Genomic DNA, 23,204 nt, shown 5'->3' with positions numbered 1-23,204 from the left:
CAGGGGAAGTCTCGATGACGATGGCAGGGCCCGACGGGCACTGGACCGCCGACGCGAAGTGCGGCGCCGGCAAGGTGGCGCCCGATGCGCTGTTCGTGGAGGGCGCCGCGCAGCGGGACGCCCGCGCCGTGTGCGGCGGCTGCGCCGTGCGCCTGCTGTGCCTGGCCGACGCGCTGGACTCGCGTGCGGACTTCGGCGTGTGGGGCGGCATGACCGAGCGGGAGCGGCGCGCCCTGCGGCGACGGCGCCCCGACGTGGAGTCCTGGTACGACGAGCTGCTCGGCGCGCAGGCCGTGCCGCCGGCCGCCGCCGTCGCGACCTGAGGGCGCCCGGCTAGGGTGGCGCCATGGCCACCACCACGTGGGAGTACGCGACCGTCCCCCTCATCGTCCACGCGACCAAGGCGATCCTCGACCAGTGGGGTCAGGACGGCTGGGAGCTCGTCCAGGTGCTGCAGTCCGAGACCGGGCTCGTCGCCTACCTCAAGCGCCCGACGGGCGAGCGGTGAGCGGCGCGGTCCTCGCGCGCCTCGCGGAGCTCGGCATCGAGCTGCCCCAGGTCGCCGCGCCCGTCGCCGCCTACGTCCCGGCGGTGCAGACCGGCGCGTACGTGCACACGTCCGGCCAGCTGCCGTTCGTCGCGGGCGAGCTCCCGGTCACCGGCAAGGTCGGCACCGGCCCCGGCCAGGTGTCCCCGGAGACGGCGCAGGGCCTCGCCCGCACCGCCGCGCTGAACGCGGTCGCGGCCGTCGCCTCCCTCGTCGGCGACCTGGACCGCGTGGTCCGGGTCGTCAAGGTCGTCGGCTTCGTGTCGAGCGACCCGGCGTTCACCGGCCAGCCCGGCGTCATCAACGGCGCGAGCACGCTGCTGCACGAGGTGTTCGGCGAGGCCGGCGTGCACGCGCGCTCGGCCGTCGGCGTGGCGGTGCTGCCGCTGGACTCGCCGGTCGAGGTCGAGATCGTCGTGGAGCTCGCGCCCGAGGCCTGAACCCCGGCCCGACGCGAACGGCCCGGCCGCGCCCTCCAGGGGCTGCGGCCGGGCCGTCGTCGTCGGTCCGGCGGGCGTCAGCGCGCGCGGCGCTCCAGGCGGTCGACGTCGAGCAGCACGATCGCGCGGCCCTCGCGGCGGACCCAGCCGCGGGCGGCGAAGTCGGCGAGCGCCTTGTTCACGGTCTCCCGGCTGGCGCCGACGAGCTGCGCCAGCTCCTCCTGCGTGAGGTCGTGCGCGACGCGGACGCCCTCGTCGGTCTGCTGCCCGAACCGGTGCGACAGGTCGAGCAGCGCCTTGGCGACGCGGCCGGGCACGTCCGAGAACACCAGGTCGGCCAGCGCGTCGTTGGTGCGGCGCAGCCGGCGGCCGAGCGCGCCGAGCAGGTGCTTGGCGACGGTCGGGTTCTGCTCCAGCCACGGGATGAGGTCGTGGTGGCCGAGCTCGAGCACGACGGCGTCGGCCAGGCCGGTCGCCGTGGCGGTGCGCGGGCCCGGGTCGAACAGCGAGAGCTCGCCGAACATCTCGCCCGGGCCGAGCACGGCGAGCAGGTTCTCGCGGCCGTCGGAGGAGCGGCGGCCGAGCTTGATCTTGCCGGAGCGGATCACGTAGAGCCGGTCGCCCGGCTCGCCCTCGTGGAACAGCACCTCGCCGCGGGCGACGTGCACGGGCGCCATCGACGCGAGCAGCGTCCGGGACGCCTCGGGGTCCATGTTCTGGAACAGGGGCGCCGTGAGCACGACGTCGTCCTCCACGGGAGGAACCTCACCTTCTTGCCGGGATGTGACGCCCCTCAGTGTGCCTCATCACGCGCCGGCAGGACGGCGGAGCGCGTCGACGCCTCCCTCGGTGACGTCCCGGGCGAGCCGGTCGATGTACCGGTCGGTGAGGCCGCGCAGGGCGTCCTCGAGGCGCATCTCGTAGCGCGCGAGCCGCATGTCCAGGTCCCGCAGGCGCGGCAGCTCGTGCACCTCGGCGATCGGCAGCGCGCCCCGCACGGCCGCGGCGAGCTCGGCGGCGGGCGGCACGTCGGCGGCGCCCGCGCCCAGGACGCTGCGCACGTCGGGGCACTCGCCGGGCGCCTCCGGCGGGGCGGCCGCGGCGACCGCGAGCTCGAGGCGGTCGCGGACCAGGCGTCGCCAGCGGACGACGTGCTGGTGCTCGAGGCGCAGCGCACCGCGCTGCCGGCGCAGCTCGACGAGCTGGTCAGCCGTGCCGGCCAGGGTCATGCGGGTCCGCCTGCTCTCTTCGGACGACCCGCAAGGCCACAGGTCGTGTCATCCGATGTTTCGGTGCCCCGGGCACCCGACTTGAGATGTTGGTCATGTGATCAACTCCGCGGTCACCCGCGCAGCGCAACCGCTGTCCCACGGGGGACTTACGCTGGCCGCATGAGCACCGCGCAGCCGACGGCACCGGGGCCCGACCGCCCGCCGGTCGCGCTGGTGCGGCGCGCGCGGCGCGTCAACCGGGCGCTGGCGGTGCGCTGGCCGGACGCGCGGTGCGAGCTGGACTTCCGGTCGCCGCTCGAGCTGCTCGTCGCGACGGTGCTGTCCGCGCAGACCACCGACGTCCGGGTCAACCAGGTGACGCCGGCGCTGTTCGCCCGCTACCCGGACGCCGCCGCGTACGCGGGTGCCGACCCCGTCGAGCTGGAGGACCTCATCCGGCCGACCGGGTTCTTCCGGGCGAAGGCCCGCTCGCTGCAGGGGCTCGGGCGCGCGCTGGTCGAGCGGTTCGACGGCGAGGTGCCGCCCCGGCTCGAGGACCTGGTGACGCTGCCCGGCGTGGGGCGCAAGACGGCGAACGTCGTGCTCGGCGACGCGTTCGGCGTCCCCGGGATCACCGTGGACACGCACGTCGGCCGCCTCGCGCGGCGGCTCGGCTGGACGACCGAGGAGGACCCGGTCAAGGTCGAGCGGGACATCGCCGCGCTGATCCCGCGCCCGGAGTGGACGCTGCTCAGCCACCGGCTGATCTTCCACGGGCGGCGCACCTGCCACGCGCGGAAGCCCGACTGCGCGACGTGCCCGATCACCCGGGACTGCCCGTCCGCGCTGGTGCGCGTCGGCGCCCCGCCGCCGCCCGCCGCGCCCTGATCTCGCCTCGCCGCGCCGCGCCCTCCCGTCTCCTCGCCGAGCGCCTCTCCTCGCCGAGCGCCTCTCCTCGCCGAGCGCCTCCTTCGCCGAGCTTGCAGCAGATGCGGGGTTCGAGGGCGCGGAACCCCACAACGAGTGCAAGCTCGACGGCGGGCGCGGCCGGGAGGAGCGGGCGACCTCACCAGTCCACAGGCCGCGAGCGGCGTCGTCGTCCACAGATGTCGTCGGTCCGGCGCCCGACGGGACCCCCGAGGGCGGCACGGTCGGGGGATGCCCGCCCACCGCGCACCGCTGCCCCCACCGCTCGCCGCCCGCTCCTTCACCGTCGCCGAGGGCCGGGACGCCGGGCTCACGCCGGCGCAGCTCCGCCGCGCGTCGCTCCGGGCACCGACCCGCGGGCTGCGCATCGGGGCACCGGAGCCTGAGCCGGACGACGTGGCTCGCCGGTGCCGAGAGGTCGCACCCGCTCTGCCTCCCGGCGCCCTGTTCTGCCACATGACGGCGCTGGCCCTGCTCGGCGTCGACGCGCCGCTCGGCCTCGACCCGGACGGTCCGCTGCACGTCCAGGTCGGCCCCGGCTGCACGCTCCCGCGGCGCGTGGGCGTCCGTGGGCACGTCCGGTCGCGCGCGGACGTGCCGTCGCGCCGGGTCGCGGGTGTCGACGTGCTCGCGCCGGAGGGCGTCGTCGTCCAGCTGGCCGCCGCTCTGCCACCCCGCGAGCTGGTCGTGCTCGGCGATGCCCTCGTGCGCCGGCGCCGGCCGGTCTGCCGGCTCGACGACCTCGTCGCGACGGTCGCGGCGCTGCCCCCGGGCACGCGAGGCGTCCGGCGGCTGCGCGAGGCGCTCCGGCACGTGCGCCCGGGCACCGACTCCCCGATGGAGACGCGGCTGCGCTGGCTCCTCGTGCAGGCGGGTCTCCCGTGCCCGGAGGTCAACGTCCTCGTCCGGGACAGCAGCGGCTGGGTCGTCGCGATGCCCGACCTCGCGTACGTCCGCGAGCGCGTCGCGATCGAGTACGACGGCGACGTCCACCGCACCGACCGCGCCACCTGGCGACGCGACATCGCCCGCCGCCAGGCGCTGGAGTCCCTCGGCTGGCGCGTCGTCACGTGCACCGCCGACGACGTCCTCCGCCACCCTGACCGGGCGGTCGCGTGGGTCCGTCGCGCCCTCCGACGCTGACCCCGTCCGCCCCTGACCCCGCTCGCGCCGCGCGCTCGCGCCGCGCCTGCGCCTACGGCGCACCGCCGAGCTTGCAGTACTTGCGGGGTTCGAGCGGGTCGAACCCCGCATCTACTGCAAGTTCGACGAGTGAGCGGGGGCGCGGGCGAGGGGGGAGGGGGAGGAGGAGAGGGCGGAGGGGGAGGGCGGCGCGAGCGCGCGGCGGGCGTCAGCCCAGCTCGCGCAGCCAATCCCGCAGCAGCGCCGTGATCCGGTCCGGCTCCTCCTCGGGCAGGTAGTGCCCGGCCCCCGACAGCATCTCGAACCGGTAGTGCGCGCCGAGGCGGCGGGCGACCGAGCCGTCCGCCATCGCGCGGGACACCGAGTAGCAGCCGTCCGACCCGCCGTGCACCTGCAGCGTCGGCACGGCGGGCGCGTCGCGCAGCGCGATCGCGTGCCGGCGGCCGTCCGCGCGCACGCCCGACCGGTACAGCCAGCGCACCTGCTCCAGCGCCGAGTGCGCGGCGAACGGCACCAGGGCCGCGCGGCGGTACAGGGCGAGCGCGGCGGGGTCCGGCCAGCGCGGGCCGCCCCACTCGCGCAGCAGCCGCGCGACGAGGTCGCCGCGGGTCATCGCGCGCTCGGGCAGGTACGGCACCTGGATCTCGGCCATCCGCCGGGTCGCCCGGGCGCGCAGGCCGGAGCGGGGGTCCGCGCGGCGGGTCAGCGGGTGCGGCGAGGACAGCACGGCCACGCCGCGGGTCAGCTCCGGGTGGTAGGCGGGCATCGCCCACGCCACGTCGCCGCCGCCGACGCCGTGCCCGACGACGACCGCGCGGTCGCAGCCGAGGGACCGCACCACGCCGGCGACGTCCCGGGTCAGCGTCGGCACGTCGTACCCGCTCGGCGGCTTGTCCGAGCCGCCGGTGCCGCGCAGGTCCATGGCGACGACGCGGTGCCCGCCCTCGGCGAGCGCGGGGAGCTGGTGGCGCCAGGCCCACCACAGCTCGGGCAGCCCGTGCAGCAGCACCACGAGGGGGGCGTCCCGGTCGTCCGGCCCGGCGACGGCCACGTGGAACCGGGAGCCGTTCGCGGGGACGAAGTGGTGCCGCCACGGGCCCTCGAGCAGGAGGGCGGCGGAGTCGACGGTCATCGACGCCGAACCTACCGCGTCCCGGCGGCCTCCTGGCGGGATCGGTGCTGCCGGTCCCGCGCCGCGAGGGCGACGCCGCCGAGCACGGCGGCCGTGGTGGACGCGAGCAGGATGGCGACCTTGAGGTGCTCGTCGTGCGGGCTGCCGGCCCCGAACGCCAGCTCGCCGATGAGCAGCGACACCGTGAACCCGATGCCGGCGAGCAGGCCGACGGCGCCGACGTCCCGCCAGTGCAGCTCGGGCGCGAGGGTCGCGCGCGTGAACCGGGCGACCAGCCAGGTGGCGGCCAGGATGCCGACGGGCTTGCCGACGACCAGGCCGAGCGCGACGCCCTGCGCGACCGGGTCCGACACCGCCGCGGCGAGCGCGCCGCCGGAGAGCGGGACACCGGCGGCGAACAGCGCGAACACCGGCACGGCGAACCCGGCGGACACCGGGCGCCAGCGGTGCTCGAGCCGCTCGGCCACGCTGTGCTCCTCGCCGGCCCGCGCGACCGCCGGCGCGGTGAGGCCGAGGAGGACCCCGGCGATCGTCGCGTGCACGCCGGAGGCGTGCATGAGCGCCCACGCCGCCACCGCGATCACGACGAGGGCGGCGTGCCCGGCGACGCCCGGGCGCCGCACCCGGACCAGCGCCGCGAACAGCCCCACCGCGACCAGCGACGCGGCCAGCCACACCAGGTGCAGCCCGTCGGTGTAGACCACGGCGATGATCACGATGCCGAGCAGGTCGTCCACCACGGCGAGCGTGAGCAGGAAGGCCCGCAGGGAGGCGGGCAGGCTGCGGCCGACGACGGACAGCACCGCGACCGCGAACGCGATGTCGGTCGCCGTCGGGACGGCCCAGCCGCGCAGGGCGCCGCCCTCGGCGGTGGCGTTGACCAGGACGTACAGCAGCGCGGGCGCCGTCATGCCGCCCACCGCCGCGACCACGGGCACGACCGCCGTGCGGAACCGGCGCAGCTCGCCGGCGACGATCTCGCGCTTGAGCTCGACGCCGACCACGAAGAAGAAGATCGCGAGCAGGCCGTCGGTCGCCCAGGACGCCAGGCTCAGGTCGAGGTGCAGCGCCGCCGGACCGACGACGGTGTCCGACAGGGCGGTGTACGACGCCGCCCACGGCGAGTTCGCCCAGACCAGCGCGACCACGGCGCCGGCCAGGAGCAGGATCCCGCCGGTGCGCTCGGCGCGGAGGGTGTCGAGGAAGTTGGCCAGCCCGCCGGGCGTCAGGCCCCCGAACAGGCTCGACGGCGTCTCGGGGGCGGGCGAGGAGGGCTGCGGCACGGTGGGGCTCTTCCGAGGGTCGACGACGGCACGCCGACCAGACTTCCCGGCACACCCCGGGCGATCGTACCGGCGGGCGGCGGGGGCGGCCCGGCTGGGACGCAGCAGGCGTCCGCGGCGCCGGTCAGGCGTCCGCGCGCACCTCGGCCGGCGACGCGGCGGGGGAGGCGTCGGCGGAGCGGCGGTCCTTCGGCGGGTCGAACCGGTACCCGACGTTCCGGACCGTGCCGATGAGCTGCTCGTGCTCGGGGCCGAGCTTGGCGCGCAGCCGCCGGACGTGGACGTCGACCGTCCGGGTGCCCCCGTAGTAGTCGTAGCCCCAGACCTCCTGCAGCAGCTGCGCGCGCGTGAACACGCGGCCCGGGTGCTGCACGAGGTACTTGAGGAGCTCGAACTCCTTGTAGGTGAGGTCGAGCGGGCGGCCGCGGAGCCGGGCGGTGTACCCGCCGGCGTCGATCATCAGCTCGCCGGACGAGATCTCCTGCGGCTGGTCGTCGTACGACGCGCTGGCCGCGCGCTCCATGACGAGGCGGAAGCGGGTCTCGACCTCGGCGGGCGTGGCGTTCTCCAGCACGATGTCGTCGGCGCCCCACTCGGCGGTGACGACCGTCAGGCCGCCCTCGGTGAGGACGAGCACGAGCGGCACCGTGAGGCCGGTCGCGCGGAGCAGGCGGCAGGTGGTGCGCGCGGTGACGAGGTCCCGGCGCGCGTCCAGCACGACGATGTCCGCGTCCGGGGCGTCCACGAGCGCGGAGGGCTCGACGGGCAGCACCCGGACCCGGTGGGACAGCAGACCGAGGGCCGGCAGCACCTGGGAGGAACCCCCGGACGCCGGCGTGAGCAGCAGCAGGTCGGCCACGCAGCGACCCTCCTCCCGTCCGAATTGGGGGACACGGTACCCCGCCGATGTCACGTCAGACGTCGCAGATCGGACACATTCCCGTGACACGACTGTGCATCGGGCGGCCCTCGCGCGCGGTCGCGGCACCCCGTCCGATGCCGGGCGCCGGCCGCCGGGATGCGAGGATGGCGCCCGTGCCCGCCTCGAACCGCGCCGTGACCACGGCCGTCCTGGCGACGCTCGTCGCCGTCGCCGGTGTCCTCGGGGGCGTCTCGCTGGCCGGCCGGGACGGCGTCGTCCTGGCCGCGCTGCTCGTGGTGCTCTCCGTCGTCCTCGCCCTCGGCTGGCCGGTGGTCGCCGGGCTGCCCGCCCGGGTCGGCAGCGGCGTCGTCATCGGGCTCGCCGGGGTCGCCTCCGTGGTGGTCGTGCACCTCACGACCACCGAGCCCCTGCTGGGCGCCGTGCCCGCGGTGTTCGCGGGCGCCGTGCTCGCGGCGTTCGTGGCCGAGCTCGTCCGGCGGGACGGGCGGGAGCGCCTCGTGGAGTCGGTGGCCGGGACCGTCGCGGGGGCGCTCGTCCCGGTGTGCGCGGCCGGCTGGCTCGCCGCGGAGCGCACCGCGGCCGGGGACGCCGTCGTCGTGGCGGGCGCGGTGGCGCTCGCGGTCGGGTCCGCGGTGACCGCGCTGCCGCTGCGCGGCTGGGCGGGCGCGGGCGCCACGCTCGGCGCCGCGGCCGCGGGCGGGGTCGTGGCGGGCGCCGCGCTGCCGACCGTCGGCCTGCTGTCGGGGCTGCTGCTCGGCGCGGCCGTCGGCGTGCTGATCGCGGCCGGCGACGCGCTGTTCGACCGCCTCCCGGCGCTGGAGCATCGTCTCGCGGGGTGGGCGGTCGCGGTCCTGCCCGTCGCCGTCACCGGCATCCTCGTCTACGTGGTCGGCCGCGTCCTCGTCGGCTGACGACCGGGTCGCCCGCCGGGCGCGCCCGCGCCGCGACCCGGGGTGGGCATCGGGCCGCGCGTCCTGCTCGTGATCGGCGTGCTGGCCCCCGGGGCTCGGTCCAGGGCCTGCTGCTCGCCGTGCTCGGCGTGCCGGGCGCCGTACCGGTCGCCGCGGCCCTCGCGCTGGTGGCGGCGGTCCTCGACGCGGCGTTCGGGCTGTGCCTCGGCTGCGAGCTGTACCTGCTCGGCGCCCGGCTGAGGCACGCCCGCGCCTGATCCGGGAAGGCACGGGGCCGCGTCGTCGTTAGGATCGGCAGATGCACGCACTCGAGATCGTGTTCATCGGTCTGCTCGTCGCCGCGACCCTCACCATCGGGTGGTTCTCCGGCTTCGTCGTCTACCGGCTGTTCAAGGGACAGCGCTGACAAGAAGGGCTTCCATGGCGTTCACCCTGCCCGAGGGCCTCGCACCCGAGATGTACCCGCTGGCCTGGCTCGTGGGCCGGTGGCACGGCGAGGGGGTCGTCGGGTACCCGGGGATCGAGGAGACGGCGTTCACCCAGGACGTGGTGATCGACCACGACGGCGGGCCGTACCTGTCCTACACGTCCACGATCCGGCTCGTCGTCGTGCCGGACGACGCCTCCGCGATCGCGGACGCGGACGGCACGCCGACCGAGGGCTCCACCCCGGCCGAGGCCGACGGCGAGGGCGCCGTCTGGACCACCGAGCAGGGGTTCTGGCGGATCCCGCCGGAGCGGCCCGAGGGGATGGGGTCGGCGCTGTCGCCGGTCGAGCTCCTGCTGGCCGACCCGTCCGGGCACGTCGCCGTGTACGTCGGCGCGACGGGCAACGGACGGATCGACCTGGTCAGCGACGTCATCGCGCGGACGGCCACGGGTGCCGAGATCTCGGCGGGCAAGCGCCTGTACGGCCTGGTGAACGGCGAGCTCATGTGGGCGCACGACCTGGCCGCGTTCGGCCACGAGCTGCAGTCGTACGCCTCGGCGCGGCTCAGCCGCGTGACGGACTGACGTGACCGCCGACGTCCCGGAGGCCGCCCCTCCGGCCGAGCCCCGCCACCGCAGCCCCCTGCTCGACCGGCGCGGCGCCGTCGCCGCGACCGGGCCGGACGCGGGCGTGGCCTGGCACTACGGCGACCCGACCGCGGAGCAGCGCGCGCTGACCCGCGGCGGCGCCGTCGTCGACCAGTCGCACCTCGGCGTCGTCCGGGTCACCGGCCCCGACCGGCTGTCCTGGCTGCACTCGATCACGTCCCAGCAGCTCACGGACCTCGCGCCGCGGACCTCCACCGAGACGCTCGTGCTCAGCCCGCAGGGTCACGTCGAGCACGTCGCCGCGGTGGTCGACGACGGCGAGGCGACCTGGCTGATCAGCGAGACGGCGCGGGAGCTCGCGGCGTGGCTGGACCGGATGCGGTTCATGCTGCGCGTCGAGGTCGCCGACGTCACCGACGACTGGGCCGCGATCGGCGAGCCCGTCGACGCCGAGGGCGCCGAGGGGGAGCCGGTGACCTGGCGCGACCCGTGGCCGCGCACGCTGCCCGGCGGCACCCGGTACGGCCCGCCCGACGACGAGCACCCCGGCGCCGACCGCGCGTGGCGGCTGGTGCTGGTCCCGCGCGCGGGGCTCGCGGACGCCGTCCGTGCCCGCGAGGCGTCCGGCTGGCCGCTGGTCGGCACCTGGGCGAGCGAGGCCGTCCGCGTCGAGGCCTGGCGGCCCCTGGCGGGGCGCGAGGTCGACCACCGCACCATCCCGCACGAGCTCGACTGGCTGCGCACCGCGGTCCACCTGCACAAGGGCTGCTACCGCGGCCAGGAGACGATCGCCCGGGTGCACAACATGGGCCGGCCGCCGCGCCGCCTGGTGATGCTGCACCTGGACGGCTCGGGGCACGTGCTGCCCGAGGCCGGCGCGGTCGTCCGCGACCTCGGCGACCTGCTGACGACGGGCGAACCGGGCCGTGAGGTGGGGCAGGTGACGACCGTGGCACGGCACCACGAGCTGGGGCCGGTGGCGCTCGCGGTGGTGAAGCGCTCGGTGCCGGCGGACGTCGAGCTCGCGGTCGAGGCGGACGGCGGCGTCGTGACCGCCGGGCAGGAGACCGTGGTGCCGGGCGACGGGGTGTCCGTCGACCGGCCCGCGCCGCGCGGACCGCTGACCCGCGGCCTCGGCGGCCACCCGATGCTGTGACGCGGTCGTGACGCGCGGCGGGCGGCCCGCGGACGGGCCCTCGTCCGTCCGGGTCCAGCTCGCGGCGCGCGTCCGGCAGGGCCGGTCCCGCGTCCGCACCGCCTTCGTGCCGATCCTGCAGGCCGTCGTGGCCGCGGGCGTCGCCTACTGGATCGGGCACGAGCTGCTCGGGCACAGCGCCCCGTTCTTCGCCCCGGTGTCGGCGTGGATCGCGCTGGGCTTCACGGCCGACCGCGACCTGCGCCGGGTGGCCGAGCTGGCCGTCGGGGTCGCGATCGGCGTCGGGCTCGGCGACCTGGTCGTGCACGTCATCGGCACCGGCGCCTGGCAGGTCGCGCTCGTGCTGCTCGTCTCCGCGTTGATCGCGCGGTTCCTCGACCGCGGGCCGATGCTCACGACCCAGGCGGGGGTGCAGGCCATCGTCATCGTCGGGCTGCCCGCGGTGAGCGCGTCCGGCGGCCCGGTGGGGCGGTGGACGGACGCGCTGGTCGGCGGCCTCGTCGCGCTGGCCGTGGCCGCGCTGACGCCGAGCGACCCCCGCCGGCGGCCGCGTGCCCAGGGGCGGGCCGCGGTCGAGGAGCTGGCCGGGATGCTCCGGCTGCTGGCCCGCGGCATGCGGAGCGGGGCGGCGCCCGACGTCGAGGACGCGCTCATCCGCGGGCGCGCGTCCCAGCCGGCGCTCGACGAGTGGCAGGACGCCGCGTCGTCCGCGCGCGACCTCGCGCGGGTGTCGCCCGCCGCGCGCCGGCACCGCACCGAGCTCGCCTGGGTCGGCCAGTCCGCGGTCCGGGTCGACCGGGCGGTGCGGAACTCCCGCGTGCTGGCGCGACGCGCGCTGGCGTCGGTCCAGGCCGAGGGCCGCCCGCACGACCTCGGGGCCGTCGCGGACGCCGTCGACCGGGTGGCGCTGGCCGCCGACGCGCTCGCGGGCGCGCTGGGGTCGGGCGCCGAGCCGCTGCGCGCGCGGGAGGACCTGCTGCGCCTCGCCGGCGAGCTCGACCCGTTCACGCTCACGCCGGACGACCTCCAGGCGCAGAGCCTGCTGCTGCTCGTGCGGTCGCTGGTCGTGGACCTGCTCGAGGCCGCGGGCGTGGACGCGCGCGCGGCCCGCGAGGCCCTGCCGGAGATCTGACCGCGTCGCCACGGGGCGCGGCCCCGTAGGCTCGCCCCGTGATCTTCGCCAACGTGCAGGTGCTGCTGTTCCTCCTGTTCACGCTCGTCATCCTCGTGCTGGCGGTCTGGGCGCTCGTCGACGCGCTCCGGCGGCCCGCGTCCGCGTTCGTCGCGGCCGGCAAGCAGACCAAGCAGATCTGGTCGATCATCCTGGGGATCGCGACCGCGGTGGCGTTCTTCTCGGTGCCGCCGCCGCTCGGGCTCGGGGCGTTCCCGACGTTCCTCGCGCTGCTCAGCGCCGTCGCCGCGATCGTCTACCTGGTCGACGTGCGCCCCGCGGTCGCGCCGCACTCGCGTCGCCGCGGCGGTGGCGGCGGCCAGGGCCCGACCCGCGGCGGGTGGTGAGCGTGCCCGGCGTCCGCCAGGGCGGCCCCCAGCTCGCCGAGCGCCTGCACGGCTCCGGTGCGGCCGTCGTCGCGCGGCACGCGGCGGGGACCGGCGACGTCGCGTCCGCCGCCGAGCCGCTCGCCCGGGTCGTGCGCGGCGACCTCGTCGAGTCGGTGCACCTCGGTCACCTGGTCGTGCTCGGCCCGGACGGGTCGGTCCGCCTCGCGGTGGGCGACCCGGAGGTCACGGTGCTCGCCCGCTCCTCGCTCAAGCCGCTGCAGGCGGTCGGCATGCTGCGCGCGGGGCTGGACCTGGACGGGCCGCACCTCGCGCTCGCGTGCGCCAGCCACGACGGCACCGCCGAGCACCTGCGCGTCGTCCGCGAGACGCTGCTCGGCGCGGGCCTGGACGAGTCGGCGCTCGACAACACCCCGGACCTGCCGCTCGACCCCGAGGCGGCGTTCGCCTGGCGGACCGACGGCCACGGCCCCGAGCCGGTCGCGCAGAACTGCTCCGGCAAGCACGCGGCGATGCTCGCGACCTGCGTCGCGCACGCGGGCGAGCCCGGCTGGGAGCCGGAGCGGTACCGCGAGGCGGAGCACCCCGTGCAGGTCGCCTGCCGCGCCGCCGTCGAGGAGCTGACCGGCGAGCAGGCCTGGCACGTCACCGTCGACGGCTGCGGCGCGCCCCTGTTCTCGACGACGCTGGTCGGGCTCGCGCGGGCGTTCGCGCGGATCGCGACCGCCCCGGCGACCGAGCCGGGCACGCCGCTCGCGCGGGTCGGCCTCGCGATGGCCGAGCACCCGGAGCTGGTCGGCGGCGCGCAGCGCGACGTCACCCGCGCGATGCGCGCGGTGCCGGGGCTGGTCGCGAAGGACGGCGCCGACGGCGTGTACGCCGCCGCGCTGCCGGACGGGTCGGCGGTCGCGTTCAAGGTGACCGACGGCGGCGGCCGGCCGCGGCCCGCGGTGCTCGCGGCGGCGCTCCGGGTGGCCGGCGCGGCGTCCGTGCCGGACGTGGACCTCGAGGCGCTGGACGCGCTCGGCGACGTGCCGGTGCTCGGGCACGGCGAGCCGGTCGGCGCGGTGGTGCCGGCGTTCGTGGCGGAGCCGGCGGGCGCCTCCGACGGCGACGAGGCGGCCGAGGGCGGCGACGGGGCGTCCGCGTGAGGGCGGTCGTCCAGCGCGCCACGCGGGCGTCGGTGACGGTGGACGGCGCCGTCGTCGGCGCGTTCGACGGCGAGGGACTCGTGGTCCTGGTCGGCGTGACGCCCGGCGACGGCCCCGCGCAGGTGGAGTACCTGGCCCGGAAGATCGCCGACCTGCGGGTCCTGCGCGGCGAGCGGTCCGCGGCCGAGGCCGGGGCGCCGGTGCTGGTCGTCAGCCAGTTCACGCTCTACGGCGACGCGCGCAAGGGCCGGCGGCCCACCTGGAACGCCGCGGCTCCCGGCCCCGTCGCCGAGCCGCTGGTCGACGCGGTGGTCGCGGACCTGCGCGCCCGCGGGCTCACGGTCGCCACGGGCGTGTTCGGCGCGGACATGGCGGTCGAGCTGGTGAACGACGGCCCGGTGACGCTCCTCCTGGAGTCGGCCCCGGACGCCTGACGCCCGCGCGCGTCCCCGCGCCGTCGCGTCGCGCCCCGCCGACCGTGCAAGCGACACGTCGAGCGAGCATCCGCCGGGCCCTTCGTCGACGCGTCGCGTGCACGGTCGGCGCGTGGACGCCCGGTCGCGCGTCAGGTCAGGCGGAGGACCAGGCGCTCCTCGACCCGCGAGGCGTCCCGGGTCTGCGCGTGCCGCTCGCCCGTGCGGACGAACCCTGCGCGCACGAACAGGTCGCCCGCCGCGTGGTTCCCGTCGACCACCCAGAGCGACACGGTCGCGGCGCCCTCCGCCTGCGCGGCGTCCCGCACCGCGTCGAGCAGCGCCCAGGCCATGCCCCGGCGGCGCGCCTCGGGCGCGACCCAGAGCTGGACCACGTGCCGGTCCGAGGTGGGCGACCCGGGCTCCTGGATCATCCCGACCAGGCCGCGTGCCGTGCCGTCCTCGTCGACCACCCACGTGGCGGCGCTGCGCAGCCGCATGCGCCAGTGCGGCTCGGCGAACAGCTCCTCGCGCGCGAGCGAGGACCCGAACACGTCGGGGTCCTCCCGCAGGGCGCGGAGCCGCACGTCGCGGACCGTCCGCCAGTCGTCCTCCTGCACGCGCCTGATCTGCACGTCCGACAGCATGCCAAACGGTCCGCGGTGCGTCGCCCGGGGCGCCCGGCGCGTCCCGGGGTGAACCTCAGGGGTGCAGGCGGGCGTCGTCCTGGCCGCCGAGCTCGGGCTCGCCGTGGCCCGCGGGGTCCGGGACGGCGCGCGCGACGTCCGCCACGTCCTCCTCGGGGCGCGGCGGGACGGTCTCGTCGGCCTCGAGCTGCGGCACGTCCTCGCGGCCGTCGTGGCCGACCGGGACGGGCTCGGTGCCGTCGGGGCCGGCGGGGGTCGGCTCGGTGGGGATGGGCTCGGTCACGGTGTCCTCCCGGGGCTCGCAGGTGGGGCCACCGTAGGACGGCCGGGTCGTGCGCGCAGGACGACGGCGCTGGTCCGCGCCACGATGGGGCCGTGCGCATCGAGGCCGTGCCCGGGGACATCACCGACCAGGACGTCGACGCCGTCGTGAACGCGGCGAACTCCTCGCTGCTCGGCGGCGGGGGCGTCGACGGCGCGATCCACGCCGCCGCGGGGCCCGAGCTGCTGGCGGCGTGCCGGGACCTGCGCCGGACGACCCTGCCCGACGGCCTCCCGGTCGGCGACGCGGTCGCCACGGGCGGCGGCCGGCTGCGGGCCCGCTGGGTCGTGCACACGGTCGGGCCGAACGCCCGCGTGGGGGAGACCGACCCCGCGCTGCTGCGCTCGGCGTTCACGCGGTCGCTCGACGTCGCCGCGGAGGTGGGCGCGCGGACGGTGGCGGTCCCCGCCGTGAGCGCCGGGGTCTACGGCTGGGACGCGGCGACCGTGGCCGCCGTCGCCGTCGCCGTCGGCGCGGTGCGCGGCTGGGCCGGCGAGCACCCCGACGCGCTCGACCTGGTGCGGTTCGTGCTGTTCTCGCCCGCGGTGCTGGCGGCGTTCGAGGACGCGCTCGCGGAGCACTGAGCGCCCGCGGGGCGGCCGGCGTCAGCCCGCCGCGACGTCCGCCCGCGCCGGGAGCCGGGACAGCCCCGCGCGCAGGTCCTCGGCGCTCGCGGTCAGCGAGATCCGGATCCAGCCCTCGCCGCGCTCCCCGAACGCCGACCCGGGCGCGACCGCGACGCCCTCCGTGCGCGCGAGCTCCTCCGCCCAGGCCGCGACGTCGCCGCCGGCGGCGTGCGAGACGTCCGCCCACAGGTAGATCCCGCCGCTCGCGGGCAGCCACGGGATGCCGCGCTCGTCGAGGAACACCGTGGCGAGGTCCCGGTGCTCCCGGTAGGTGCGCCGGGCGTGGTCGACGGCGTCCTGCGGCCCGGTCAGCGCGGCGAGCGCCGCGTACTGCGCGGGCGTGTTGACGCAGGACACGATCGACTCCTGCAGCGTCGGCATCAGCGGGGCCATCTGGTCCGGCACCACGAGCACGCCGACGCGGAACCCGGTCATCGCGTGCGTCTTGGAGAACGTGTGCAGCGTCAGCACCCGCCCGTCCGTGTCGAACCGGGCGGCGGGCACGTGCGGCACGTCGTAGGTGAAGGCGGCGTAGCACTCGTCGGACAGCACCCACAGGTCGTGCCGCCGGGCCACCTCCACCAGCTCCGCGACCAGCTCGGCGGGCAGGCTCGTGCCCAGCGGGTTGGACGGCGAGTTGAGCAGCAGCACCCGGGTGCGGTCGGTGATCGCCGCCTCGACGGCGGCCGGGTCGGGCAGGAACCCGTCCTCGGCGCGCAGCGGGTACGGCTGCGCCTCGGCCTGCAGCAGGCGGGTCGCCATGGCGAACGGCGGGTACCCCGGGTCGGGCACGAGCACGCCGTCGCCCGCCCCGACCGTCAGGCTCAGCGCGAGGTGCAGCGCCTGGGCGCCGCCCGCGGTGACCCAGACGTTGTCGCGGCGCACCGGGAGCCCGTGCTCCGGGTCGAGCCACGCGGCCACGGCGTCGCGCAGCGGGGCGATGCCGCCGTTCGGGGTGTACCGCGTGTCGTCGCGGTCCAGCGCCTCGCGCGCGGCGTGGAGCACGTGCGGCGCCGTGGGCAGGTCCGGCTCGCCGACGCTCAGCACCACGGCCCCCGGCAGCGACCACGCGAGCTCGGTGATCCGGCGGATGCCGGAGGCGGGGACGGCGCGGGCGTGGGGGGCGATCCGGGGCACGGGGTGCAGGGTAGCCCCGGCCCGTGCCGGAGCGACGTCCCGGCCGCCCGACCTGCGGCGTTGGCAGGATGGGCGTCGTGATCACCCCGCCCGACCCCACCTCCGTCCTGTCCGCGTCCGTCTCCCGGCGCGCCGCCGCGGTCCTCCTCGCCGTCGGGCTCGGCGCGCTGGCGTGGTGGCTGCTGCGGCTCGGCGCGCACGACGCGACGCTGGTGCGGTGGGAGTGCTTCGCGGGCACCTGCGCCACGGACGACTTCGCGGGCGCCGCCCCGGTGCTCGGCGTGCTCGCCCTCGTCGCGACCGCCGCGGCGGTGCGGCCGCTCGCGCACCGGGCGACGCCCGGGCTGGTCGTCGCGCTCGGCGCGGGCGCCCTGCTCAGCGGGTGGTCCGGTGCCGTCGCGGAGCGGCTGAACACGGAGGACGCGCTGCGCCGGTGGATGCTGCTCGCGTCGGCCGTGCTGGTCCTGGGGCTGGTCGCCGCGCTGTGGGGCGGGTGGCGGACCGTGCGGGACGCCGGCTGGACGGCGCGGCTGCGCGGGCGCACGGGGACGTGGGCGAGGGTGCGGGACTACGAGGACGTCGGCGGGCCGGTGTGCCGGGCGACGGTGCACTTCGACGACGCCCGGGGCGTGCGGCACGCGGTGCGGACGACGGTGCCGCGGTCGGCGTTCAAGCACGTGCCCCGGGCGTACTACGACCCCGAGCGTCCGGACGACCCGGAGCGGCTCGTCGTGGTCGTGCCGGCGCCCCCGCTCACGGCCGCGGCGCGCGCCGCCCGGGAGCAGGCGGTCCGGGTGCTGCTGCCGCTGCCCGACGACGACCTGCCCGGCGGGTCCGGTCCCCGGGCGGCCGGGCGCGCCGCGCCGTCGGGGGAGCGGTCGGGGGCTCGACCGCCGGCGGCCCGTCCGCGGTCGGTCGTCGACGAGCTCGAGCGCCTGCACGCCCTGCGCGCCGCCGGGGCCCTCGACGAGCAGGAGTACGCCGCGGCGAAGGCCCGCGTGCTCGGCGCCTGACCGGAGCCCTCTCGCGTCCGCCGCCGGCGGGCGGATACTGGGCTCATGGCACAGGCGCTGGACCCGACGGAGGTGACGGCGCTGCTGCACGAGCGGCGGCGCGAGGCGCTCGCGCGGCTCGCCGGCACGGACGCCGAGCGGGACGCGGTCGTCGCCGCGTCCCGCGAGTCGGTCGCCGACGACGAGCACGACCCCGAGGGGTCGACGATCGCGTACGAGCGCCGCCTCCTCGACGCCCTCACCCACGACCAGCGGGACCGGCTCCGCGAGATCGACGAGGCGCTCCGCCGGGTCGAGAGCGGCACCTACGGCACGTGCACGCGGTGCCACCGGCCCATCCCGGTCGACCGGCTGCGCGCGGTGCCCACCGCCCGGACCTGCGTGGGCTGCGCCGGCCGCTGACGCACGCCGGCCGGTCGTCCCGGGCCCCCGGTCCCGGCTCTGCCGGTCAGGCCTCGACCACGACCTTGCCGATCGTCCGGCCCGACTCGACGAGCCGGTGCGCCTCCCGCAGCGTCTCCGGGGTGAGGCCGTGCAGCCGGGTCGTCGCGGTCGTGCGCAGCCGGCCCTCGTCCACCAGCGCCGCCACCCGGTCGAGCAGGTGGTGCTGCTCCACCAGGTCCGGGGTCTGCTGGACCGGCCGGGTGAACATGAGCTCCCAGTGCCAGGCGATCGACTTGGCCTTGAGCGGGACGACGTCGAGCGTCCCGGGGTCGTCGATCGCCACGACCGAGCCGAACGGGCGCAGCAGGTCGGCGTAGAGCGGCACCTGCCCCGCGGAGTGCGCGGTGATCACCGCGTCGAGGCCGTCCGGCGCCGCTGCGCGGACCTGGGCGCGCAGGTCGCCGTGGTGGTCCACGACCGCGTCCGCGCCGAGCGCCGTGACCCAGTCGACGCCTTCCGGACGGGACGCGGTGGCGATCGTGCGGATGCCCGGCAGGAGGGCCTCGGCCAGCTGCAGCACCATCGACCCGACACCCCCGGTGGCGCCGACCACGAGGAGCGTCCCGGTCGACCCGCCGCTCAGGCGGAGCCGGTCGTGGAGCATCTCCCACGCCGTGATCGAGGTCAGCGGGAGCGCGGCGGCGTCGGCGTCGGTCAGCGACGCGGGCGCGTGCCCGACGATCCGCTCGTCGACGACGTGCAGGGCGGCGTTGGTCCCGGGCCGGTCGATGGTGCCCGCGTGGAACACGCGGTCGCCGGGCGCGAACAGCGTGACCGCGGGGCCGACCGCGCGGACGGTGCCGACGGCGTCGAAGCCGAGCACGAGCGGGGCGCCGTCCGGGCGGAACGAGCCGCGGCGCTTGACGTCGACCGGGTTCACCGAGACGGCGGCGACCTCGACCAGCAGGTCGTGCGGCCGCAGCTCCGGCAGCGCGGCGTCGACGGCGACGAAGGCGTCCGGGTCGTCGACGGGCAGCGGGCGGAGCGAGGCGATGGCGGGGGTGGTGCGCGTCGTGGTCATGCCCCGCACTGTGCGCCCGGCCGCGTGGTTACCGTCAAGGGCCCCTGGTACCCCGGGGGTACTGTCGGCGTCGTGCCCACCCTTCCCGCACCTGTCCCGAGCCGGTCGCACGCCGCGACGTGCGACCGGAACGACGTCTACGCGGCGGCCTGCCCGTGCCGCGAGATGCTCGACCTGCTCGCGAACAAGTGGTCCGCCCTCGCGATCGGCGCGCTCGACGCCGGGCCGCTGCGGTTCGGCGAGCTCCGGACGCGGCTCGAGGGCATCAGCCCCAAGGTGCTGACGGCCACCCTGCGGCGGCTGGAGGAGCACGGGCTGCTGACCCGGACCGTGTTCGCCGAGGTCCCGCCGAGGGTCGAGTACGCGCTGACCCCGCTCGGCGTCAGCGCGGGGGCGCCGCTGGCGCACCTGCGCGACTGGGTGGAGGAGCACATGGGGCACGTCGCGCCGGAGGCGCGGGTCGCGCAGGACCCCGCCCGTGTTGCGGTCGGGTGAACTCCCGCGCGGCTCCGTGGCGTCCGCGCCGGCGGCCTGCGACAGTACGACCGGGTCGACCGACCCACCCGCTTCCGGCCCGAGGAGCACCACCATCAGCGCGCCAGCCCGCCAGGTCCCCGTCGTGACCGGGGTCGCCTGACGTGCCCCGGATGGCGGTCGGGCGGAGGCGGGCCGAGCTCGTCGACGCGGCGGTCCGGGTGATCGCCCGGGACGGGGTCGCGGCGGCCACCACGCGCGCGGTCGTCGCGGAGGCGGGGATGTCGCTCGCGAGCCTGCACTACGCGTTCCCGTCCCGGGAGCACCTGCTCGAGGCCGTCATCGTCGAGGTCACCGCGCAGGAGCGCCGGGCCGCGGAGGCGGGGCTGCTCCCGGTCGCCGCGGCGCCCGTGGACGGCGCCGCCGAGCCGCCGCGGCTCGAGGACGTCATCCGCGAGGGGCTGCAGCGGTACGTCGAGCTGCTCGCCGCGCGGCCCGAGCGCGAGCAGGTGCTGTTCGAGCTCGCCGTGTACGCGATGCGCACCCCGGGGCACCGCGCGGCGCTCGTGGCGCAGTACGCCGTCTACCAGGAGTCCGCGCGCGCGACGCTGGCGACCGCGGCCCTCGCGGCCCGCAGCCGGTGGACCGTGCCGCTCGACGAGGTGGCGCGCGCCCTGGTCATGACGACCGAGGGCCTGACGACCGTCTGGCTGGCTGACCGGGACACCGCGGCCGCGCGGGAGACGGCGCGGTTCGCGGCGCGGGCGCTCGCGGCGCTCGCCGAACCGGCGTAGCTGCCCGCCCCTGGACCGGGTGAGAGGCCGGTCGGCAGACTGGGGCCACCCGAGACGAGGAGGCCTCCCGTGCTGAGCAGCGTGCACCCGTTCCTGTGGTTCGACTCCGAGGCCGAGCAGGCCGCCGCCCTGTACACGTCGCTGATCCCGAACTCCCGCGTGACGGCGACCCGCACGTACCCCGAGGGCGCGCCCGGCGGCATGGCCGGGAAGGTCATGTCGGTGTCGTTCGAGCTGGACGGCCTGCCGGTCGAGGCGCTGAACGCCGGCCCGCAGTTCCGGTTCACCGAGGCGTTCTCGTTCTACGTCTCGGTCGACACCCAGGACGAGGTCGACCGGCTGTGGGACGGCCTGATCGCGGGCGGGGGCGCGCCGTCGCAGTGCGGCTGGCTCAAGGACCCGTACGGCCTGTCGTGGCAGATCGTGCCGCGGGTGCTCGACGAGCTGCTCGGCGACCCGGACCCCGCCCGGGCGCAGCGCGCGATGCAGGCGATGCTCGGCATGCAGAAGCTCGACGTCGCGGGGCTCCGCGCCGCCGCGGACGGCTGAGGCCGCCGCGCGTCCTACCCTGGGGGCGTGACCGAGACCCCCGCCCCGGCCCGACGCGGTCGCGTGACGATGCAGGTGCGGTGGTCGGACGTCGACCTGTTCGCGCACGTGAACAACGCCGCCTACCTGCGCTTCCTCGACGACGCCCGGTTCGCGCTGTTCCCGTCGATGGGTGTCGACGCGGCGGGCCGGCCGACAGACTCGCTGCTCGTCGTCGTCAAGCACGAGATCGAGTACCTGGCGCCGCTGCCCTTCCGGTCCGAGCCGATCGCCGTCGACGTGTGGGTGCCGCGCACCGGGCGGTCGTCGGTCGACTTCGGCTACGAGGTGCTCGACGTCGCGGGCGCGGGTGGGGCCGAGCCGGTGGTCTACCTGCGCGCCCGGTCGCGGATGGTGCAGCTCGACCGCGGGTCGCACCAGCCGCGGCCGTTCACGCCCGAGGAGCGCGCGGTGTTCGAGACCTACCCGGGCGAGGCGCCGGTCCTGCACGGCTGGTGACGCCCCGGCCGCGCGGAGGTCACGCGGGCAGCGTCATCCCGAGCGCCGCCGCGAGCGTGCGCGTCACGCCGTTCCGGCTGTTCGCCGGCACCACGTACCGCGCCCGGGCGCGGACGTCCGGGTGCGCGTTGTCCATCGCGCACGACCACCGCGCGGCGTCGAGCAGCCCGGCGTCGTTCAGGTAGTCGCCGAACGCCATCGTCTGCTCCGGCGTGACGCCGAGGCGCTCCTGCACCCGGCGCAGCGCGTGCCCCTTGTCGGCGTCGGGGCTCATCACGTCGATCCAGTGCTGGCCGGACACGACCACGCGCAGCCGGTCCGCGAGGTCCGCGAACGCCGGGGCCGTGGCCTCCTCGACGGAGCCGAAGTCGAAGACCGCGACCTTGAGCACCACGTCGTCCACCGCCGTCACGTCCGCGACCTCCTCGAGCCGCGCGTAGTGCCGGCCCGCGTGCTCGGCGAACGCGTCGCCCACCCGCTCGATGTACGCCGCGCGCTGCCCGCACAGCACCAGGCCGACGTCGGCGCCCGCCGCGGCCAGCTCGCGCACCCGCGCGACGACGTCCGGCACCGCCCCGGCGGGCAGCGGGTCGGTCGACAGGGTCACGTCGTGCTGCGCGACGTAGGAGCCGTTCTCGGCGATGAACACGAGGTCGTCCCCGCGGGCGCCGAACAGCTCGCGCAGGTTCGCGTACTGCCGGCCGCTGGCCGGGGCGAACGCGATGCCGCGCCGCTCCAGCTCGTCGAGCACCGGCCAGAACGTGCCCGGGACGCGGCCGCGCTCGTCCAGCAGCGACCCGTCCATGTCCGACACGACCAGGCGGAGGTCGGCGACGTCGGGCAGGGCGGGCGGGTCGAGCACGGGCTCGGTGGCGGTCGTCGCGGTCACCGACCCAGTCTCGCAGCCGCCGCGCGGTGGTCCGTCCGGGTGACGCCCCCCGCTCGGAGGGCGCACAGCGGATGCCCGGGAACCGCCGTCCGGCGATACGGTCGGGGGGCACCGAGCCGCCGCGCGGCCGGCGCGCGCAGGGGGGCTCGACGTCGGGCGGTGCCCTGCCCGCGCGGTCGCCGGGCGGCCCCCAGCCAGCGAGGAGACACCCCATGCGCGTCACGCGCGGAATCGCCACCCTGTCCCTGACGGTGGTCGCCGTCCTCGGCCTGTCCGCCTGCTCGTCGGACGGCGAGGCGAAGGACCGGCCCGCCGCCGAGGCCGGGGCGTCCGCGCCGGCCGAGGAGGCGGCCGAGAGCTCCGAGTTCGACCTGACCAAGGACGACTTCATCCAGCGCGTCACGGACGCCACGCAGGCCGCCGGCACGCTGACGATGGACATGACCCAGTCCGGCTCCGGCATGAGCCAGACCGCCAGCGGCGTGGTCAGCTACGCCGAGGGCGCCCAGGAGATGAGCATGACGCTCGAGGTGCCGGAGGCCGGCACGGTCGAGATGCGCATGGTCGACGGCGTCGTCTACATGACCATGGGCGAGCTGACCCAGGGCAAGTTCCTCGAGATCGACCCGAACGACCCCAGCAACCCGATGGCGGGGTCGGTCGCGGAGCTCGAGGGCCAGTTCGACCCGACCCAGGGCCTGTCGCCCGAGGCGGTCCTGCAGTTCGAGAAGGCCGGCGAGCCCGAGGAGGTGGGCGGCGTCCTCGCGCAGCCGTACACCGTCGTGGTCGACTCCTCGGCCGCCGCCGAGAACCTGCCGGAGGAGCTGGCCGGCGCCGGGGCGTCGCTGCCCGCCGAGCTGAGCTACACCTACTGGATCGACGCGGACGACCTGATCCGCCGCGTGACCAGCGAGTCGCTGGGCATCAGCACGGACATCACGTTCAGCGGCTGGGGCGAGCCCGTCGAGATCGTCGCGCCGGCGCCGGAGGAGATCACCGACCTGAGCAGCCTCGGCCTGTAGGCCCGACCCGCTCCA

The 23,204-nt window shown here is 77.0% G+C and carries 30 protein-coding genes and 1 pseudogene; 21 read left to right on the top strand and 10 right to left on the bottom strand.

Translation table 11 applies throughout. The features are described from left to right. Positions 1 to 20 precede the first annotated feature (20 nt). The 3 genes from Cpa01nite_RS13585 to Cpa01nite_RS13575 are packed head-to-tail and all read left to right on the top strand — an operon-like array spanning position 21 to position 987. Positions 21 to 323 carry a WhiB family transcriptional regulator gene (locus tag Cpa01nite_RS13585; protein ID WP_203669332.1) on the top strand — a complete coding sequence of 101 codons (303 nt, stop codon included), beginning with the start codon at positions 21 to 23 and terminating at the stop codon, positions 321 to 323. Positions 324 to 346: 23 nt separating this feature from the next. After that, positions 347 to 508 carry a Sp36 family protein gene (gene sp36, locus Cpa01nite_RS13580; protein ID WP_203669286.1) on the top strand — a complete coding sequence of 54 codons (162 nt, stop codon included), beginning with the start codon at positions 347 to 349 and terminating at the stop codon, positions 506 to 508. After that, on the top strand, positions 505 to 987 hold the full coding sequence (locus Cpa01nite_RS13575) for a RidA family protein (RefSeq protein ID WP_203669285.1): 483 nt from the start codon (positions 505 to 507) through the stop codon (positions 985 to 987). Before sp36 ends, Cpa01nite_RS13575 begins: the two co-directional genes overlap by 4 nt. A 77-nt stretch (positions 988 to 1,064) precedes the next feature. On the opposite strand, the gene Cpa01nite_RS13570 is transcribed toward Cpa01nite_RS13575, so the two are convergent. Both Cpa01nite_RS13570 and Cpa01nite_RS13565 read right to left on the bottom strand, forming a co-directional pair. Next, a complete protein-coding gene (locus Cpa01nite_RS13570) occupies positions 1,065 to 1,742 on the bottom strand; it encodes a Crp/Fnr family transcriptional regulator (protein WP_147794897.1) in 678 nt (225 codons plus the stop codon). A gap of 51 nt (positions 1,743 to 1,793) precedes the next feature. Further along, positions 1,794 to 2,216 (bottom strand): hypothetical protein, encoded by a 423-nt coding sequence (locus tag Cpa01nite_RS13565; protein WP_203669284.1) that lies wholly within the window; start codon positions 2,214 to 2,216, stop codon positions 1,794 to 1,796. A 162-nt stretch (positions 2,217 to 2,378) separates the two neighbouring features. Between Cpa01nite_RS13565 and nth the strand changes: the two genes are divergently transcribed. Both nth and Cpa01nite_RS13555 read left to right on the top strand, forming a co-directional pair. Next, complete coding sequence (nth, locus tag Cpa01nite_RS13560; RefSeq protein ID WP_203669283.1) at positions 2,379 to 3,086, top strand: endonuclease III; 708 nt, start codon at positions 2,379 to 2,381, stop codon at positions 3,084 to 3,086. A 270-nt stretch (positions 3,087 to 3,356) separates the two neighbouring features. Further along, positions 3,357 to 4,268: a PDDEXK-like endonuclease domain-containing protein gene (locus Cpa01nite_RS13555; RefSeq protein ID WP_203669282.1), complete on the top strand. Its 912-nt coding sequence runs from the start codon at positions 3,357 to 3,359 to the stop codon at positions 4,266 to 4,268. Positions 4,269 to 4,476: 208 nt separating this feature from the next. On the opposite strand, the gene Cpa01nite_RS13550 is transcribed toward Cpa01nite_RS13555, so the two are convergent. The 3 genes from Cpa01nite_RS13550 to Cpa01nite_RS13540 all read right to left on the bottom strand — a co-directional run bounded on the left by Cpa01nite_RS13550 (position 4,477) and on the right by Cpa01nite_RS13540 (position 7,542). Then, a complete protein-coding gene (locus Cpa01nite_RS13550; protein WP_203669281.1) occupies positions 4,477 to 5,400 on the bottom strand; it encodes an alpha/beta fold hydrolase in 924 nt (307 codons plus the stop codon). A gap of 11 nt (positions 5,401 to 5,411) precedes the next feature. Further along, entirely contained in the window at positions 5,412 to 6,683 is a 1,272-nt protein-coding gene (nhaA, locus tag Cpa01nite_RS13545) for a Na+/H+ antiporter NhaA (RefSeq protein WP_203669280.1), read from the bottom strand. Positions 6,684 to 6,807: 124 nt separating this feature from the next. Continuing rightward, positions 6,808 to 7,542 (bottom strand): winged helix-turn-helix transcriptional regulator, encoded by a 735-nt coding sequence (locus tag Cpa01nite_RS13540; RefSeq protein WP_203669279.1) that lies wholly within the window; start codon positions 7,540 to 7,542, stop codon positions 6,808 to 6,810. A gap of 176 nt (positions 7,543 to 7,718) precedes the next feature. Here Cpa01nite_RS13540 and Cpa01nite_RS13535 point away from each other — a divergent pair, with 176 nt between their 5' ends. From Cpa01nite_RS13535 to dtd, 8 genes and pseudogenes are all read left to right on the top strand, one after another. After that, a complete protein-coding gene (locus tag Cpa01nite_RS13535; RefSeq protein ID WP_203669278.1) occupies positions 7,719 to 8,477 on the top strand; it encodes a hypothetical protein in 759 nt (252 codons plus the stop codon). Positions 8,478 to 8,581: 104 nt separating this feature from the next. Further along, a pseudogene (locus Cpa01nite_RS18995) lies at positions 8,582 to 8,734 on the top strand (DUF4395 family protein); the annotation flags it as partial. Positions 8,735 to 8,897: 163 nt separating this feature from the next. After that, entirely contained in the window at positions 8,898 to 9,491 is a 594-nt protein-coding gene (locus Cpa01nite_RS13525) for a heme-binding beta-barrel domain-containing protein (protein WP_203669277.1), read from the top strand. 1 nt (position 9,492) lies between these two features. Beyond that, the gene (ygfZ, locus tag Cpa01nite_RS13520; RefSeq protein ID WP_203669276.1) at positions 9,493 to 10,671 is read left to right on the top strand and encodes a CAF17-like 4Fe-4S cluster assembly/insertion protein YgfZ; all 1,179 of its coding nucleotides are present in this window, start codon (positions 9,493 to 9,495) and stop codon (positions 10,669 to 10,671) included. A 7-nt stretch (positions 10,672 to 10,678) separates the two neighbouring features. Further along, complete coding sequence (locus tag Cpa01nite_RS13515; RefSeq protein WP_203669275.1) at positions 10,679 to 11,803, top strand: FUSC family protein; 1,125 nt, start codon at positions 10,679 to 10,681, stop codon at positions 11,801 to 11,803. 38 nt (positions 11,804 to 11,841) lie between these two features. Continuing rightward, positions 11,842 to 12,189, top strand: coding sequence for a DUF2516 family protein (locus tag Cpa01nite_RS13510; protein ID WP_308439386.1), 348 nt, complete (start codon positions 11,842 to 11,844; stop codon positions 12,187 to 12,189). A 44-nt stretch (positions 12,190 to 12,233) separates the two neighbouring features. Further along, a complete protein-coding gene (locus Cpa01nite_RS13505; RefSeq protein WP_203669328.1) occupies positions 12,234 to 13,340 on the top strand; it encodes an asparaginase in 1,107 nt (368 codons plus the stop codon). Further along, positions 13,337 to 13,774 (top strand): D-aminoacyl-tRNA deacylase, encoded by a 438-nt coding sequence (gene dtd / locus Cpa01nite_RS13500; protein ID WP_203669274.1) that lies wholly within the window; start codon positions 13,337 to 13,339, stop codon positions 13,772 to 13,774. The genes Cpa01nite_RS13505 and dtd overlap by 4 nt, the downstream gene beginning before the upstream one ends. Before the next feature lie 131 nt (positions 13,775 to 13,905). Here the strand turns inward: dtd and Cpa01nite_RS13495 are convergent, their stop codons facing one another. Together Cpa01nite_RS13495 and Cpa01nite_RS13490 are read right to left on the bottom strand one after the other, a co-directional pair. Then, positions 13,906 to 14,388 (bottom strand): GNAT family N-acetyltransferase, encoded by a 483-nt coding sequence (locus tag Cpa01nite_RS13495; RefSeq protein WP_203669273.1) that lies wholly within the window; start codon positions 14,386 to 14,388, stop codon positions 13,906 to 13,908. Positions 14,389 to 14,455: 67 nt separating this feature from the next. Continuing rightward, positions 14,456 to 14,683, bottom strand: a complete 228-nt coding sequence (locus tag Cpa01nite_RS13490) for a hypothetical protein (protein WP_203669272.1) — start codon at positions 14,681 to 14,683, stop codon at positions 14,456 to 14,458. Positions 14,684 to 14,775: 92 nt separating this feature from the next. Between Cpa01nite_RS13490 and Cpa01nite_RS13485 the strand changes: the two genes are divergently transcribed. Further along, positions 14,776 to 15,306 carry an O-acetyl-ADP-ribose deacetylase gene (locus Cpa01nite_RS13485; RefSeq protein ID WP_203669271.1) on the top strand — a complete coding sequence of 177 codons (531 nt, stop codon included), beginning with the start codon at positions 14,776 to 14,778 and terminating at the stop codon, positions 15,304 to 15,306. A 21-nt stretch (positions 15,307 to 15,327) separates the two neighbouring features. Here the strand turns inward: Cpa01nite_RS13485 and Cpa01nite_RS13480 are convergent, their stop codons facing one another. Beyond that, complete coding sequence (locus Cpa01nite_RS13480) at positions 15,328 to 16,485, bottom strand: pyridoxal phosphate-dependent aminotransferase (RefSeq protein ID WP_203669270.1); 1,158 nt, start codon at positions 16,483 to 16,485, stop codon at positions 15,328 to 15,330. Between the two features lie 77 nt (positions 16,486 to 16,562). Between Cpa01nite_RS13480 and Cpa01nite_RS13475 the strand changes: the two genes are divergently transcribed. Beyond that, positions 16,563 to 17,498: an SHOCT domain-containing protein gene (locus Cpa01nite_RS13475; protein WP_203669269.1), complete on the top strand. Its 936-nt coding sequence runs from the start codon at positions 16,563 to 16,565 to the stop codon at positions 17,496 to 17,498. A gap of 45 nt (positions 17,499 to 17,543) precedes the next feature. Beyond that, on the top strand, positions 17,544 to 17,900 hold the full coding sequence (locus Cpa01nite_RS13470; RefSeq protein ID WP_203669268.1) for a TraR/DksA family transcriptional regulator: 357 nt from the start codon (positions 17,544 to 17,546) through the stop codon (positions 17,898 to 17,900). 46 nt (positions 17,901 to 17,946) lie between these two features. Here Cpa01nite_RS13470 and Cpa01nite_RS13465 read toward each other — a convergent pair whose 3' ends face one another. Next, a complete protein-coding gene (locus tag Cpa01nite_RS13465) occupies positions 17,947 to 18,963 on the bottom strand; it encodes a zinc-binding alcohol dehydrogenase family protein (RefSeq protein WP_203669267.1) in 1,017 nt (338 codons plus the stop codon). A gap of 72 nt (positions 18,964 to 19,035) precedes the next feature. On the opposite strand from Cpa01nite_RS13465, the gene Cpa01nite_RS13460 reads away from it, so the two are divergent. From Cpa01nite_RS13460 to Cpa01nite_RS13445, 4 genes are all read left to right on the top strand, one after another. Next, a complete protein-coding gene (locus tag Cpa01nite_RS13460; protein ID WP_239068775.1) occupies positions 19,036 to 19,458 on the top strand; it encodes a winged helix-turn-helix transcriptional regulator in 423 nt (140 codons plus the stop codon). Between the two features lie 152 nt (positions 19,459 to 19,610). Continuing rightward, positions 19,611 to 20,231 carry a TetR/AcrR family transcriptional regulator gene (locus tag Cpa01nite_RS13455; RefSeq protein WP_203669266.1) on the top strand — a complete coding sequence of 207 codons (621 nt, stop codon included), beginning with the start codon at positions 19,611 to 19,613 and terminating at the stop codon, positions 20,229 to 20,231. 69 nt (positions 20,232 to 20,300) lie between these two features. Beyond that, positions 20,301 to 20,780: a VOC family protein gene (locus Cpa01nite_RS13450; protein WP_308439385.1), complete on the top strand. Its 480-nt coding sequence runs from the start codon at positions 20,301 to 20,303 to the stop codon at positions 20,778 to 20,780. 27 nt (positions 20,781 to 20,807) lie between these two features. Then, positions 20,808 to 21,278: an acyl-CoA thioesterase gene (locus tag Cpa01nite_RS13445; RefSeq protein WP_239068774.1), complete on the top strand. Its 471-nt coding sequence runs from the start codon at positions 20,808 to 20,810 to the stop codon at positions 21,276 to 21,278. Between the two features lie 19 nt (positions 21,279 to 21,297). Here the strand turns inward: Cpa01nite_RS13445 and Cpa01nite_RS13440 are convergent, their stop codons facing one another. Beyond that, entirely contained in the window at positions 21,298 to 22,167 is an 870-nt protein-coding gene (locus Cpa01nite_RS13440; RefSeq protein ID WP_239068773.1) for a Cof-type HAD-IIB family hydrolase, read from the bottom strand. A gap of 212 nt (positions 22,168 to 22,379) precedes the next feature. Between Cpa01nite_RS13440 and Cpa01nite_RS13435 the strand changes: the two genes are divergently transcribed. After that, positions 22,380 to 23,189 (top strand): SCO4651 family lipoprotein, encoded by an 810-nt coding sequence (locus tag Cpa01nite_RS13435; RefSeq protein WP_203669265.1) that lies wholly within the window; start codon positions 22,380 to 22,382, stop codon positions 23,187 to 23,189. Positions 23,190 to 23,204: the final 15 nt, after the last annotated feature.

Origin of the sequence: Cellulomonas pakistanensis, assembly GCF_016862755.1 — a bacterium.
Lineage (GTDB): Bacteria > Actinomycetota > Actinomycetes > Actinomycetales > Cellulomonadaceae > Cellulomonas > Cellulomonas pakistanensis.
This window is presented reverse-complemented; position numbering and strand designations above follow the sequence as displayed.